The 16254-nt window shown below is 30.2% G+C and carries 10 protein-coding genes; 6 read left to right on the top strand and 4 right to left on the bottom strand.

What is annotated here, in order from left to right:
• Positions 1 to 4 precede the first annotated feature (4 nt).
• The gene (locus tag MR76_RS01085; protein WP_024071853.1) at positions 5 to 712 is read right to left on the bottom strand and encodes a phosphatidylglycerophosphatase A; all 708 of its coding nucleotides are present in this window, start codon (positions 710 to 712) and stop codon (positions 5 to 7) included.
• 199 nt (positions 713 to 911) lie between these two features.
• On the opposite strand from MR76_RS01085, the gene rpmG reads away from it, so the two are divergent.
• On the top strand, positions 912 to 1082 hold the full coding sequence (gene rpmG, locus MR76_RS01080; protein ID WP_024071852.1) for a 50S ribosomal protein L33: 171 nt from the start codon (positions 912 to 914) through the stop codon (positions 1080 to 1082).
• Here rpmG and MR76_RS01075 read toward each other — a convergent pair.
• Positions 1060 to 3675, bottom strand: a complete 2616-nt coding sequence (locus MR76_RS01075) for an ankyrin repeat domain-containing protein (RefSeq protein WP_024071851.1) — start codon at positions 3673 to 3675, stop codon at positions 1060 to 1062. The two genes, rpmG and MR76_RS01075, sit on opposite strands and share 23 nt — an antisense overlap.
• A gap of 1521 nt (positions 3676 to 5196) precedes the next feature.
• Between MR76_RS01075 and MR76_RS01070 the strand changes: the two genes are divergently transcribed.
• From MR76_RS01070 to dprA, 4 genes are all read left to right on the top strand, one after another.
• Positions 5197 to 6675 (top strand): hypothetical protein, encoded by a 1479-nt coding sequence (locus MR76_RS01070; protein WP_024071849.1) that lies wholly within the window; start codon positions 5197 to 5199, stop codon positions 6673 to 6675.
• A 534-nt stretch (positions 6676 to 7209) separates the two neighbouring features.
• Complete coding sequence (locus MR76_RS01065; protein ID WP_024071848.1) at positions 7210 to 7485, top strand: acyl carrier protein; 276 nt, start codon at positions 7210 to 7212, stop codon at positions 7483 to 7485.
• Positions 7486 to 7499: 14 nt separating this feature from the next.
• Positions 7500 to 8768, top strand: coding sequence for a beta-ketoacyl-ACP synthase II (fabF, locus tag MR76_RS01060; protein ID WP_024071847.1), 1269 nt, complete (start codon positions 7500 to 7502; stop codon positions 8766 to 8768).
• Positions 8769 to 9094: 326 nt separating this feature from the next.
• On the top strand, positions 9095 to 10219 hold the full coding sequence (gene dprA, locus MR76_RS01055; RefSeq protein WP_024071846.1) for a DNA-processing protein DprA: 1125 nt from the start codon (positions 9095 to 9097) through the stop codon (positions 10217 to 10219).
• Between the two features lie 766 nt (positions 10220 to 10985).
• Here the strand turns inward: dprA and mutL are convergent.
• Both mutL and MR76_RS01045 read right to left on the bottom strand, forming a co-directional pair.
• Complete coding sequence (gene mutL, locus MR76_RS01050; protein WP_024071845.1) at positions 10986 to 13019, bottom strand: DNA mismatch repair endonuclease MutL; 2034 nt, start codon at positions 13017 to 13019, stop codon at positions 10986 to 10988.
• Between the two features lie 300 nt (positions 13020 to 13319).
• Positions 13320 to 14732, bottom strand: a complete 1413-nt coding sequence (locus MR76_RS01045; RefSeq protein ID WP_024071844.1) for a sensor histidine kinase — start codon at positions 14730 to 14732, stop codon at positions 13320 to 13322.
• A 158-nt stretch (positions 14733 to 14890) separates the two neighbouring features.
• Here MR76_RS01045 and MR76_RS01040 point away from each other — a divergent pair, with 158 nt between their 5' ends.
• Positions 14891 to 16060, top strand: coding sequence for an aspartate aminotransferase family protein (locus MR76_RS01040; RefSeq protein WP_024071843.1), 1170 nt, complete (start codon positions 14891 to 14893; stop codon positions 16058 to 16060).
• Positions 16061 to 16254: the final 194 nt, after the last annotated feature.

Below are 16254 nucleotides of genomic sequence, written 5' to 3'. Positions count from 1 at the left end.
TATTTTACCTAAGTTTCATTAAAGTCAAAATGTAATTATTAAGGGCTACTGCATCATAAATAGTTAAGTTAAAACATATAAATGCCATAAGATACATCACTATCAATGTATAAATAACTAATACCAATCCTTCAGCGATTATTGAAAAACAATTGTTATATGATATTTGTAACCTAGAAATAGGCCAAGGTTTTATTATGTCGATAATATTAAAAAATATAAAAGGAACTAAAAAGAACATTAAAAAATGTATAAAATCATTAACCCAAGCAGGACACATAAAAATACTTTTACATATTTTGCCATAAAATATTGCTAAGTAGTTATATACCGCAAGTATTGGAGGCATAGATAACCCAACCACCAAAAGCTGTCCTAATGCTATCTGTACTACTATTACATCACTTCTATCATCAGTAGAATTATTAGATTGAAATATAAAGATCGATATAACAGCTATTATCAAAAGCACTAACGACACCTTTAAAAAAAATGATGCTATTACAGCTCCTGTTACTAATAGACCATATGACACATAGGACATCCCATATATTAAGTAAAATAATATATAACTTAATATTAAAGACAACACTGCAGCCCAATGATTTTGCCATGCCGGTAAATATCCAGTACCTAAAAAAGTGCTTATTAATCTAGTAGGTAAGACCTTACCTATAATTCTTATTAAAATTTGAAGCCAAGAAACTAACATAGACCAATACTAATTGTGAACATTATAAACTAATTAAAAACAAATCTTACTCTTTAACTGATGAAAAGAAAATATAAAATGTAATTAATGTCACTTAACAACATATAAATCATCTTAATTAATAGCAAATAGTTACTTGACTTATTAGTAATTTACTACTATGCTCTAGTTAGTTATTACTTAAGTGTATTTATTGTTTATGGCTAAAAAGGGTTCTACTCTACTTGTAAAGTTAGCAAGCAGTGCAAAAACTGGTTTTTTTTACGTAAAGAAGCGCAATCCAAAGAAGTTAATTAATAAGCTCTCTTTCCGAAAATATGATCCTGTAGCAAGAAAACATGTATTGTTTACTGAAGAGAAGCTGAGGTAATCTTCATTTCATTGCTTACATTCAACAATGAAACACTACTTAACCTTTTTGGTTTTATGGCCTTGTATTTTTCTGATCTTAGGCTGGATGATAACATTCGCGTTTCGCTCTCACACTCATCTGATGATTCTGATGGCGATGATCTTTCATTCATGTACGCTTTTATATATTTATTGCTACTGCTTTCACTGTTAACAGATTCTAAGTCATCCAAAGTGTTAGAAGGGCGTGTATCACTAATTTCCACATGGATGAGCTTCTCACGTGCTTTCAATTTAATATATAATCCACCAACTATACCACAACCTACACAAATTATAGACAACACCAAAGCCGCAGCACCCATAATCAATGTATTTCCATGTCCGGCTCCAACAATTGTCCCAAATATACTACGTAAATCATCTTGAAACTTAATCATACACAGTACAACAGCACATGTAATTAGTGTAAAAGTTAACATTAATGATATAGCTAATTTAGAATGGCAATACCTTTCCTTCTTTAAAGTTCTCCTTTTAATCGTTTTATAAATTTCTGCAGTCAGTAAATTTTTCTTCATCAATTCCATCACATAGCTACCACCTTTCCTAGAAAATAAACTCTGTCTATTATCTGCAACTAGAAGACTTACCATTTCTACACTACCAATTCTTATAGCAATATCTAATGGTGTTTCTCCATCTGCATTTACACTCATTACATTAACATCAGAAAAAGATAGTATCTTTTTTACCAAAGTAGATCTACATGCTGCCACAGCTTGATGCAATAAAGAATTACCATTACTATCTGTCATTGAAAAAATGGTCTTTAATTTGTGATGTTCACATTTTATATGATCGTATACATAAGGGAATAATACTGTAGCACATGCCACGTCATTTCTTTCAATAGCAAGACCAAAAGCTGTGTTTCCTGTACGGTTTCTTTCTAAAATAACTTCTTGCCAACCTAAGTGTAACGCCTTTAATAACAACTGCACCCTACCTGACATAACAGCCTGATGTAGTAAGGTATTACCATTATGATCTACAGCAGTAATTGGAGTATAACCTTCGGTATTCTTAATTGATAAGTTTATATCCTGACATGACAATAAACAACTTGCTACTTCTAATTTGCCTTCTTCAATCGCAAGATGTAGTGGTGTACAACTTCTAGCATTATTTTTCAATTCATCAATTCCACCATCTTCATCATATACAGTTGCTTGACTGTTAACATTCATACCAATATTTAGACATAATAGCAAATTATCTACCTTATTGCTCAGAGCTGCATGATGCATTATATTCCTGCCCATATGATCTCGAACATTTACAGCATCTGCATTGTGTTTAATCAGCAATTTTAACACAGAAAATGAATCACTTCCTGCGGCCAAATGCAATGGTGTTAATCCAGATTTCGCAGAATTTAGAACAACACTTGATTTACTTAACAAAAATTTCGCGCACTTTTTTGCATTGTATACAGCTGCAAAATGTAGTGCTGTATAACCATACGAGTTAACAGCATTAACATTTAATTTATATTTATCAAATAAAATCTTCAATAGATTCACACTATCCGACTGTACCAATATAGACATAATGCTATCACGATCAGGGCCATAACCCATACCCAGAATACGTTCATGATAGGCCTTTAATAAATGAGACTCATCAGAATCTACTGTCTTATCTAACTCTCCTAACTCTACATGAAATATTACTTTTATTATGTTTTCATATGATGCTTTACATATTCTATGCAATAACACGCTATTACCGCGTACACAAGAAACAAACCTCTCTAATTGTAACTGTAGAGATTGATCCTCTTCAGAATTCAAATCAAGACCATCAGTTCTGAAATCTAGTAGAGAATTAGCACATTCTAAAAAAGTCTCAGAAACTTCTCCTTGTTGCTCTATTATTTGGATTAATGCACCTTTAGCTACTTTTTTTACTTCAGAATTACATTCTTTAAATTGACTTAAAGAACTACATATTATTCTAACTGCTGATGAATCTCCATGTTCTAATGCATACTGTAATGATCCTTTATAAAAGTCTGTTACATTATAATCTACATCATTGCCACGAGAACATGTGAAAACAATTTGACTTATTACACTTTTTTCCTGATTAAAAGTACTACTAAAAATCGATCTAAGAAAGTCATCCCTTGCAGGTAAATCACCAGGAAATATCAAACCTAAACTACCAAGATCACAGACGTAAATACGACCTCCTACAGCTTGCACTTCTAGAGCACGAACTGATTGAATACTGTCTACAATAACATAATATCCTGCACTATTTTGATATATAATAAATCGACAATTCCGCCTAATCCTTTCCTTTTTTCCACATTTTAAAAGCGACGAAAGTCCTTGGAAAAAAACTGTAAAATCATTATCTGCTAATGCATCTGCTAATAACTTGTTTAGAGCAACAATTCTGCTAGGAGAGATACCTTGAGTTTTTAACTGACCTAATTGTGCCTTTTCTTCTTTGGATAATACAACAATATTCCCAGAATATTGCTGTACCTCACCTGATGCTGTACCATTGCCCTTACAGTGTTGTATATTACCATTAAACATATTAACTATCTCTATATTTGTTTAGAGATATTCTGTATAAATTAATATCATGAAATATATATTAATAATTGTGTTAAAGCAAAAATCATCAACTTCAATAATATTGTGAATTAACACTTAACAGCGATATCTGCATTATAGAAAATGTAAAGATCGTTTTTATTAGTCACAAAATCTTAAAAATATGTAATTTTTAAGAAACAATTAACCAATAGACTAGTTAAAAAATACTGATTTTTATTAAAAATGATTTAAGATCTTCATATAAAAATTAATATTTTTTAATTTTATTATAAATAAATTAACAATCTACAATTCCACAAGCAAAAAAATACTACGATAGGTAACAATCAAAATAACAACTATGTGCAACAAAATGGAAACATTAATGTCACAGATAATACAAACGATGCCATGGATGAACAAGCTCAAAACAATAATACACAACTATACATGCCTCACATTTCACCAGCAAATACACATCAACGTACCTTCACAAGATAGCAAGAGATAATATATTTATCAATATTCTAACTAATACACATGTATAATAGATGTATATATAGTTAGTATATTGACACTCAATAAGATCTTTATCATAAACATCCAATGGCGTTATATAATGCCATAAAATTGCTACATCAAGCTCCTTAATATTCTTGGTTGACCACTTGCAGATGGATCATCATTGATTTTGAGAATGTCTTCATTACCGAGTTTTTGAGTACTATGTTGATTACATGTGTAGTCAGCGGTATGTATTATTGATTGAGAGGTAGATTGTGTCGATAGGTTAACAGATTCTTCCTGATTAATATCATGTTCTAGTTTTGGTATAGTGTAAGATGTGTCTAATAATAACTACCAGATCAGTGTATAAAAGTATCTATCACTCAATTTTACATAGTACATAGTCAAATTAACACCACATCATAGAATCAAACTAACAATTTTATCACAATGTAAGAGGTTTACGCATTTTGATTATTAACTTAAAATAATATTCTAATAAATAAAATTCATTAGCAATTCCACTACACAAATTAAAAGTAGCTATTTTTTTTCAACAGCAGCATGTTGCTATAACCAGATTTAAAAGAAACGATGCATAACAAGCACATATATAGAAATCATATCTTTTATCCAACTGAGCTTATACAAAAATGAAAGTTAATGCCTATTTATATTAAAACAACAAACTCTGATAATCTAAAAATAGATAATACCACATAAAAACATAGCAAGACATTAACCACTATCAAGAAATTATGAAAATGTATATCAAGACAACTATACACAACTACAATACTCACGTAATAACATACTTAGTCACAACATTATAAATTAATAAATAAAACATCCAGCATACTTTAAAAGTTTTAAATTATACTAATAAAATAAAACACTACATTTCGTTTTTATCGAAGAAATTAATATTTATTACTATATTTTTTTAACATTGACTTTTATTAAAAATAATGAAATTTATTAGAATAATATTAAAAATCTTAAAGAATTACCATGCCATATGAAATTATTAAATACACCCACCTGGAACATATCTTAAAAAAAATACTGAAGATATCAGAAATACCACATCTCGATTTTTGTCAACATCCAGGAAGTAAAAATGAGTCACTCTTAGATTTTATGCTTAAAAACATCGAAACCATAACACTTCAGCAACTCTATCAAAACTATAAAGATGCTACTAAAGAACACCTTCAAATACAAATTATCACTACAGAATGCTTAATAAACCTTTTATTACTAAATCGTATTAAAAACAAATTTCATGCGATGCCGCGCATCAAAGAAACCTTTGAACTATTGGTTATAGGAATAATAGAAACCAAGTGTTTTCAATCTTATGACCCCCATAAGCACAGTATACACCGTATGAATGCAATCAATCGTGATACAGATATGCATTTACAAAATTTAGTATTTCTAGAACTTTATGCAGAACCTATATGGAAACAACATAATCAACCTTTTACACAGTATTTGAATAAACTACATAACCTAAGAATATTAATTCTCAAGAGCAGAGTTCCCAATGCACTTCTTTCGAATAGTACGCGATATAGCAAACGCAATGATTGCACGTTTACTGCTGACCATATAGAATGCTTATTCTTAGAAAATTACACAATTTCTATTATAAATCACTTTCCAAATCTTAAATTTTTACAAATTAAGATAACCCAACAGATCTTGTCACCAATCGTAATAAATCTGTCCGAATATTTTCACCCTAATTACAAGACGCTAGAATATCTAGTGCTAGCTAATGCAATAATAGAGAATAATAAAGCTACATACCTTTACAACAGTTACATGCATAAATACTCAATCACGTTCTCACTAACAAACATCAAAGTACAAAATATAAGCAAAACAGAACACAACTTGAAGATATCTTCAAGTAGCAGTTCAACCTACCAACCACCAAACAACACTAATTTGGCTTATCAATTTTTATACAATATAGATACAAGAATTTTATATCCATTTAATAAAAGTACTCAAACACTGAAAGGACATAACATATATAATATAAATATTATCATCAACGAAGAAAATAACACTGCTACTCTTCCTATCAAATCACTAACACAGAATATCAATCACACATGTAATCAACATAATAGTCAAAACTTAGGATACATCTTCAAAATCAATGATGAGCCATTTGTAAGTGCTGTTCGACCAAGAACACCACTACACTATAAAAAAAGAATACTTAACAATTATGATTCATTTCATAATACTCACCCAAGAAATGATGAGCCATTTGTAAGTGCTGTTCGACCAAGAACACCACTACACTATAAAAAAAGAATACTTAACAATTATGATTCATTTCATAATACTCACCCAAGAAATGATGAGCCACTTGTAAGTGCTGTTCGACCAAGAGCACCACTACCCTATAAAAAAAGAATACTTGACAATGTGACAACAACAGAGATCACAGGAGTACAATGTCACAAGTGAATATTACATTTGAATCAAAAGATAACATTGGTCGATTGTCGATAATGGCATACGTTATTTATAATCAGATTTACATAACAAATCTTTAACTATTTAAGTAGAATTTGAGTTCATATTGATTACAATTGTATATATAAAAACAACACCTAGTATCCTATAAAACAAGTATATTTTCATGATTATAATTAAATACTGTAAAAGAAATTAAAGACATCCTTTTTCTTCTTTCTTCATATAAGTATTTTATAACTACACATACATTTAGGATAAATACTAAAAAATATCAAATTGATGTGACAATAATTAGAGATTAAATAAGTTGATTCTTATACTCGTATGTTATATATTAGATAGCAGTAGGTATGGTTTTTGTTTCAATTGATAAAATCACTACAAAAATTTCACCCTATTGCGCTTTTAAATTGTTATTATTGTAAATTTAATATTGCGCGTGTTATTGTAACATTTACGACATTCGTTTTTGCAAACTTATATTTAATAATATGTATGATTTCAATTTTTAATGGATAAATTATGGAAAGTAGTGACGAAAAGTTAGAATCTGTGAAAGATACTGTGACTAAAATCGTGATTGATTGTTTAAAGCTTAAAGATGAACAGAAGGCTACCCTTTCTGGTAGCACTAATTTAGCAAAAGATTTAAATCTTGATAGTCTTGATTTTGTAGACTTAGTAATGTGCCTAGAAGACCATTTCTCCATAGAAATTTCCGATGAAGAAGCACAAGAACTTGAAACTATAGATAAAATAGAAGAATATATACGTAATAAGTTATCGAGTAATAACTAATAGGAGCACCTTCTATGACAAAAAAGAGAGTTGTTATTACTGGGTTAGGTCTAGTCACTCCACTGGGTAGTGATGTGAAAACAGTATGGAATCTTTTATCTAAAGGAGTCTCAGGTATAAGGAAAATAAATAGATTTGACACATCTGACCTTGACTGTAAAGTAGCTGGCCAAGTAACAATGAAGTCTGAATCTGAAGAATATGTTTTTAATGCCGAAGATTATATATCAGGGAAAGATTTGAAAAAAATGGATACTTTTATTCATTTCGGTATAGCATCTGCTATTCAAGCAGTTAATGACTCGAACCTACTAGATTATAAAGGCCTTGACTATAATAGAGTAGGAATAATAGTAGGATCAGGAATAGGTGGACTTCCATTTATAGAGAAAACTGTTATATGTTTGCAAGATCGTGGCCCAAAAAGAGTCAGTCCTTTTTTTATTCCTGCAAGCTTAATTAATTTAGTATCTGGTCACATATCTATTAAGTATGGATTTTGCGGATTAAGTGATGCAGTAGTAACTGCATGTTCGACAGGAGCACATGCTATAGGCAATGCAGCAAGAATTATTCAATCTGGCGAGGCAGACGTAATTATAGCAGGTGGCACGGAAAGTGCAGTCTGTCGTATAGGGATTGCAGGATTTTCAGCTATGAAAGCACTCTCAATAAAGTTCAATGATACCCCAGAATTAGCATCACGTCCTTGGGATAAACAAAGGGATGGGTTTGTCATGGGAGAAGGTTCAGGAATAGTTGTATTAGAAGAGTATGAACATGCAAAAAAACGTGGAGCAAAAATATACGGAGAATTATTAGGGTATGGAATGACTTCAGATGCATATCACATATCAGCGCCTCATCCAGAAGGGAAAGGCGGAGCAAAAGCTATGGAGTTAGCTCTATCTAGTGCACAATTAAGACCAGAATCTATAAATTACATAAATGCACATGGGACTTCCACTCCTATAGGAGATAGTGCAGAGATTCAAGCAATAAAAAATGTATTCAAAGAAAGCATATATAAAATTCCAATATCGTCAACTAAATCTTCTATAGGGCATTTACTTGGAGCAGCAGGAAGTGTTGAAGCTATATTTTGTATACTTGCTATGAATACAGGAGTTGTTCCACCTACATTAAACCTATATGAGTCTTCCGAAGATCCACAATTAAATCTCGTTCCACTTAATACACAGGAACACAAGGTTAATTATTGTCTGTCCAATTCTTTTGGATTTGGCGGAGTAAATGTATCTTTGGTATTTGGTAAAGTATAAAATCATTTTTGGTATGCTATAACATCTCAATATATGACCTTGTGTTTTTATGTTTTTTGTTTATTAATCTAAACATTTTATTGATGTATTAAGTTGCTTCTTATTAACATGTACAAGCTTGATTATTTTGTTTTGTATCAGCTAGTTAAAATTCTAGCATGACATATATTCATTATATGAATTTTTTAATAAATATCAAATCTATATATCTAAAAATATGTATAAACAAACAATACCAATTATAATATTACTTTTATTACTAATTATTTGATTATTATTAGTTAATATTTTAATTTATATTATTAAATATAAATATAAAACTCACTATGCAAACCAAGAAAGAATTATCGAATCAAGAACTTATATCATGTCTTAGATTAATAAGGACACAAAATATAGGGCCATCAACATTCTATGCCCTAATTAAGCTATATAAAACTTGTCAACACACACTAGAAGTCCTACCAAGTTTAATAAAGAAATCTAGAATCAATAATAAAATTGACAATATATGTTCTACTGAAGTAGCAGAATTAGAGATTGAAAATACTAGCAAGATCGGTGGTAAAATAATTACAGCATTTGACGAAGACTACCCAGAAATCCTACGTAATATCCACGATTACCCCCCAGTTCTAACAGTATTAGGAAATTCACTCTTATTAAAAGAAAAAATAATAGGGATTGTAGGAAGTAGGAATCCTTCAATTAATGGAAAAACCTTTGCTTACAAGCTATCATATGAATTAGCTAATTCTGGCTTTGTTATAGTATCCGGGCTAGCAAGAGGGATAGATAAATCTGCACACGATATAATTTCTCATCAATTACCAACAATTGCTGTAATGGCAAGTGGGATCAATATAGTGTACCCACAAGAAAACACACATCTATATAACACTATAATAGACAAAGGAGGATTAATAATTACAGAATTTCCTTTTTCTACATTACCAAGAGCCCAATTATTTCCACAACGTAATCGCATAATTTCTGGATTATCGCTTGGAGTAGTAGTTGTTGAAGCTTCCATACAATCAGGATCACTTATTACAGCAAATTTTGCCTTAGAACAAAACAGAGAAGTATTCGCAGTCCCTGGATCACCACTCGATCATAGATGCAGAGGAAGCAATAGCCTAATAAAAAATGGAGCAAAATTAGTAGAATCTACAAGTGACATAATAGAAAGTCTAAAATTTAACAGTTACAAACCCCATGCCCAGTACCCACTATTCGATAATATAACAAAAAGTAGCAATAATTTCCATGAAATCAATAATGCAAAAGACATGATTTTGCAGTATATTACCCATAGCCCAACTGAAATTGAAGAAATCATCGAATTTACCAATTTGAATATAAGTAGTATTCTAACAGCCTTAGTTGAGCTAGAAGCATCAAAAAAAATAGAAAGATTTCCTAACAATAAAGTTGCTCTAGTACATTAAGAGAATTTCAAGATTTCAAAAAAATCAACATTTTTCAGTATCTTACACAAATAAGTCACTGTTAAATATTATACAGACCATGTAATAATAGAAAGTTCTACATAACAAAATTATTCTAACATAGAGCAAACTTTAAGATTCATAACATCAATATTTGTATAAAATTATTTTGTTCCAGCACCTCATATAAGAAGCTATTACTTAACCACACAAACTAAAAAACAACAAGATTCTTCACAATAAAATTGTCTCAACATAGAAGCAACCTTTAAGATCTATAAAATCAATACTTTATATAAAATTATTTTGTTCCAGCACCTTATATAAGCAAGTTACTTTTATATATCCATAGAGAAATACCCATAAAAATGTATATCAACCTTTTCTAAATATACAAATTCAAGACTACTTTGAAAATCACCCAATTAAAATATATACATCCTGTGAATAAACATAATCCATACCTTCATAAAATTGAATTTATCTCATATATTATAGACTTATACTAATTTTCTTATACAATTACTCTATAATCCAACTTGGTAAAAGTAGATAATTAATACAAAATTCTATATTTATCACACATAGTACAATATTATTAAATACCTTGCTAAGATAATCTGAGTCTAGTTACTAACCTCATAAACCTTATAAGCTTCTATACCAATTATTTTATCCATAATCATGATAATAAAAAACTAGATATAACTAGGCAACATTAAATGTACAAATTCATACATATACACCTTATCCACAAACCTATCTATTATCTCCTTGCAAAAAGCTTATCTACTTCAACTAAACTCAATTCTACATAAGTTGGTCTACCATGATTACATTGTCCAGAATGTGAAGTATTTTCCATATTTCTTAAAATAGCATTCATTTCTTCAACCTTTAATCTTCTACCACTCCTAATAGAACTATAACATGCTATTGTACCACATATATTCTTAATTTTATCATCTAAGAATAAAGTATCACCTACTTCCATAACACTATCAATTATATTCACAACAAGCGATTTAATATCAAAACTTCCAAAAATTGCTGGGACTTCCCGTACTATGACTGACATATTACCAAGTGGTTCAATGAGTAATCCAAGTTTTAATAATTTTTCCTTATATTCAACAAGTAGTTCCAAATCAAGATGACTATTCATTTCAACAATTTCAGGTATCAATAGTATTTGACGTTTTATCCCCTCTTTTTCCATAACTCGCTTCATATATTCATAAGTTAATCTCTCATGGGCTGCATGCTGATCAACAATAACAATAGAATCCTGAGTTTGAGAGATAATATACCTATTGTGTATTTGGCACAAAGCATAACCTAATGGGTAAGTATCAATTAATTCTAAATCAACAGAATCACTTATAACACTAAACTTATTACTATTTATATCAGAGGACTCTTGTAGAAGATCGTTAGCTAAACTAACAAAATCTTTATTCTCTTTCAATATATCCAAATTAGTAGTTTCTACTCCAGGTTTTTTCTTGTCATTATGGTCTCCAAAATTCTCATCAATTCTCTCCTCTTCAAGCTTATCTGCTATTGTTCTTGAATCTTTACAAAAAGAACTACTATTACCACATAAAGATTGACCATCTGCATCTATATCTGTAGAACTATGTTTTTGTATACTATTATTAAATAATTGTTTCTTATTTTGAAGAAGCTTAAAAAATTCAGAAGAAACATTATTACCAATATTTCGTGAGTTTCTCATATTAGCAATATTGTTCTGAATAAAATGATCATTTTCAAGTTCACCAATAGACTTTAATTTCATATTTATGTTGACAGATAACGCTTCTCTAATTGCATTAACTACAGTTCTATATACTAATTTTTTATCCTGAAATCTTACTTCAGATTTATTTGGATGAACATTAGCATCAACTTGATCACATGGAATATCAAGATGCAATACAACAACCGGATATTTATCCTTTTCTATAAAATCACTATAAGCATATCTCACTGCACCTATCAGTAAATTATCATAAATAGGGCGACCATTAACAAAAGTATATATAAGACTTGACTTACTGCGACTTAATGTAGGAGATCCAATGTACCCCGACAATTGAATCCCCTTCTCTTTTACACTTACTAGTGGTAAAGAATTTTTATAAAACTCCACTCCCAAAGTTTTTATTTCAGATAATCTATCAATATTTGATTGTTGCTTTAAATACTTAAATATCTGCTTGTTATCAACAAATAATGAAAACATTATACCATGATTTACCATAGCCAACTTATTAATCATATCAATAATAGATTGAATTTCTGCTTTTTCTGTTTTAAGAAATTTTAATCTATTAGGCGTAGCAAAAAATAAATCTCTTACTTCAATATAAGTACCACAAGAAAGTGCATCTGGTGTTAACTCTTGTGTTTTCTCTCCACCTTCAAATACCATTAACCATGCAGTATCAGAATCCTGATGTTTTGAAACCATTTTTACTTTACTAACAGCTGCAATAGAAGTTAATCCTTCCCCTCTAAACCCTAAAGATCTGACTTTAGATAAATCACCATCAGGAAGTTTAGATGTCGCATGACGAGCAAATGCAATTTCTATATCTTCTTTTTTAATTCCAATACCATCATCACTAACAATTATTAAATTACGTCCTCCACGTTCTATTGTAATACTAATAACAGTAGCTTTAGCATCTATTGAATTCTCAACTAATTCTTTAACTACACTAGCTGGACATTCTATAACTTCTCCTGCAGCAATTCTATTAATTGTTCTAGGATCTAATAGTATAATTGACATATGCTAACACTAATAACTGAAACAATATGTTACAAACGTACAGGAATAACAAGTATTTCTTAGTAATACAATCACTAAATATCTAAACATAAATCATCCAGCAATTTATTATTATAATACAACAATTCCTTAGAAATACGTAAAGACTTAATCTTATCAACCTACATAACTTACTACAATTAAAAATAGTACATATAAACCACACCATATACTTAACACTACTTTAAAGCAATGCACTATCTGTTAATAAAAACAGAATATATGATATATTCTCTACTTCATCAATAGAACGACAAATCACTAAAAACCTTTCTCTTCAAGCACATCAGTATATGGGAACGTTAATGTTACTATAGTACCTAAATTAGGCTCACTTTTTATTTTGAATACTCCATTCATCAATTCAACTAGCTTCTTACTTAATGGTAACCCCAATCCTGTACCTTCATATTTACGAGCATGTCTACTATCCACTTGTCCAAAAACAGACATAACTTTATACAAATCTTGCTGTGCTATACCTATACCATTATCAATAATTTCAATAATAACTACTTCCTCTTCAAGATTATATTCTACTACTAATTTTACACATCCATTTTCAGGAGTAAATTTTATTGAATTAGACAACAAATTAATTATCACTTGCTTCATTCTTTTAGGATCTGCAATCATTACAGCCTTATTAGGTGGTAATACTTTTTCAAGTTTTACTTTTGCCTGCTCAGCTCTTGGAAGCATCATATTAAAGCAGGAAGAAACAATTTTTCCTAGATCAAATTTTACAAATTCCACTACTAATTTATCAGCTTCAGCTTTAGAAAAATCTAAAATATCATTAATTAAGCTCAATAAATGAATACCAGCATTGTGAATATCATTTATATATTCCTTATAATGAATATTCTCTATAGCACCCATAGATTCAGCTTTCATCATCTCCGAAAATCCAATAATAGAGTTCAATGGAGTACGCAACTCATGACTAATATTTGCAAGAAACTGTGATTTACTTACATTTTCTTGTTCTGCTACTTCTTTCGCTTCTTTTAATTCCAAATTAGCATCATACTGCCTACTTAGCATATTTGTATTTCTATAATATATACCCCAAGTTACAACAACAAATATAATAATGATTAGTACAACTATTACTAAAAATACAGTATAGAAGTTTACAATAACACTAGATAAATTCTCTGAATTTTTAACTATCTTCAAAAACATCAAAGGACTACTATCTTTATCATACAATGAGAATATAGGAAATATAGAAGCAGTAGTTGCCCCATGAGTAATCTTATGATCTACATATTCCCCTTTCAATAATGAATTCATATCCTCAGAACACAACAGTAGATCTTGATCTGCAATATCTTCACTACTTCTATTAGAGAATATAATATTCCCATCTACATTATATAAAATAACGTGAAGATCTTTTACTCCACCTAAAGCTTTGAGAAATTCAGCACGTAATTTTATTAGTAAATTCATATAGTATGTATTGGTCGCTACATGACTTGGAGCTTTTGCTAACAATTGAACATACTTATTGATAACAGAATTAACAAGTATTGCCTTAATATTCAGATTGATTTCCTTTGACACTTCATACAAATAATCATCCCTTAGGTATATATGTGTATAACCAACCGCAAAAAACAAAGTAATCACCAAAAACATTAACAACAAAATTCGAAAATATTTCATATATACATCCAACCACCCATATCCATGATAATATGTATATGGTACTATTTATAAACTTTTTCTTAGTTGACCTATAACAATATCGTGCTATCATAACACACGTAGCTTGCATTGCTATATACGTAAATAGCTATATTAAAATTTTAAAGGAAATTAAAATGAATAATTCAGTAATTTTACCAGTATATGCACCATCTAGTACCACTTTTTCACATGGAAAAGGAGTTTATTTATATGATTACCATGGAAAAAAGTATGTAGATTTTTATGCAGGAATTGCGACCAGCTCCTTAGGGCATGCTCATCCAACATTGGTAAATGCACTGAAAACACAGGGTGAAAAACTTTGGCACGTATCAAATTTACATACAATACCTGAAGCTATAAAGCTAGCACAAAAGTTAGTAGATATTAGCTTTGCTGACAAAGTATTTTTTGGGAATTCAGGCGCAGAGTCCATAGATTGCTGCTTGAAAATAGCAAAATCATATCAATGTGGGAAAGGTAATACCCAACGTCATCGATTCATCACAATAAAAAAATCTTTCCACGGAAGAACATATGCTGCATGTTCAGCAAATGATCCAAGTAAATTCTCTCCTTTACTTAAACCATATGTTGAGTGGTTTGATAATGTAAATCCTGATATCACATCCGTAAAAAATGCAATTAACAAAAACACAGGTGCAATATTAGTAGAGCCCATACAAGGAGAAGGTGGAATAAATGTACTTGATGATTCTTTTTTAAAAGAGTTACGTACGATCTGTGATCAAAATGATATATTATTAATTTTTGATTGTGTACAATGTGGAAGTGGAAGAACAGGAAAGTTTTTTGCTTATGAACACGTCGGAGTAACCCCTGACATATGTTGTATTGCAAAAGGATTAGGTGGAGGTTTCCCTATATCAGCAACTCTAGCAACTAACAACGCTGCTCAGTTTATGGGTCTTGGCATGCATGGTTCTACTTTTGGAGGAAATCCGCTAGCAACTACTATTGGCCTGGCTGTAGTTCAAGAAATTTTAAAAGATGGTTTTTTAGACAATGTAACTAAAAATAGTCATTACCTATACAAAAAACTAGAAGATTTAGCCAGTAAGTTTCCAGTAATTGAACAAATCAGAGGTAGGGGACTTATGATAGGGGTGAAAGTCAACACTGACAGTAGATCATTAGTGAGTGGATTAACAAGTTACGGATTACTAACTAGCGTTGCAAGCGGTGATACTTTAAGAATAGTGCCTCCTTTGATAATTACTCAACAAGAAATTGATGAAGGTATTGCTATATTAGAAAGTTATTTGCAAGATAAACACCGTTAATAAAACTTACATGGTGTTCAAATTTTTAATAAGTGCTGCAACTTATAATATGGGTTAGTGAGCTGTACGTTGCTAGTTATAAGTAATGGTTATGTTACAATTAAAAATAACTAAGTATAAAAATTATTAGTACACTAAAAAATTGACTATAAAGTAAGTATCATCAATGAAAATTAGCTTGATGTTTCGTAATT

The sequence above is a fragment of the Ehrlichia muris AS145 genome (assembly GCF_000508225.1).
Classification (GTDB): Bacteria; Pseudomonadota; Alphaproteobacteria; order Rickettsiales; family Anaplasmataceae; genus Ehrlichia; species Ehrlichia muris.
The sequence above is the reverse complement of the archived record's forward strand: the minus strand, read 5'-3'. Positions and strand labels throughout refer to the sequence as shown.

What these genes read in the sequence shown, in the direction of transcription:
- MR76_RS01045 (WP_024071844.1), bottom strand. Translation starts at nt 14,732, where the DNA reads ATGAAATATTTTCGAATTTTGTTGTTAATGTTTTTGGTGATTACTTTG.
- MR76_RS01075 (WP_024071851.1), bottom strand. Translation starts at nt 3,675, where the DNA reads ATGTTTAATGGTAATATACAACACTGTAAGGGCAATGGTACAGCATCA.
- fabF (WP_024071847.1), top strand. Translation starts at nt 7,500, where the DNA reads ATGACAAAAAAGAGAGTTGTTATTACTGGGTTAGGTCTAGTCACTCCA.
- rpmG (WP_024071852.1), top strand. Translation starts at nt 912, where the DNA reads ATGGCTAAAAAGGGTTCTACTCTACTTGTAAAGTTAGCAAGCAGTGCA.
- MR76_RS01085 (WP_024071853.1), bottom strand. Translation starts at nt 712, where the DNA reads ATGTTAGTTTCTTGGCTTCAAATTTTAATAAGAATTATAGGTAAGGTC.
- mutL (WP_024071845.1), bottom strand. Translation starts at nt 13,019, where the DNA reads ATGTCAATTATACTATTAGATCCTAGAACAATTAATAGAATTGCTGCA.
- MR76_RS01065 (WP_024071848.1), top strand. Translation starts at nt 7,210, where the DNA reads ATGGAAAGTAGTGACGAAAAGTTAGAATCTGTGAAAGATACTGTGACT.
- dprA (WP_024071846.1), top strand. Translation starts at nt 9,095, where the DNA reads ATGCAAACCAAGAAAGAATTATCGAATCAAGAACTTATATCATGTCTT.
- MR76_RS01070 (WP_024071849.1), top strand. Translation starts at nt 5,197, where the DNA reads ATGCCATATGAAATTATTAAATACACCCACCTGGAACATATCTTAAAA.
- MR76_RS01040 (WP_024071843.1), top strand. Translation starts at nt 14,891, where the DNA reads ATGAATAATTCAGTAATTTTACCAGTATATGCACCATCTAGTACCACT.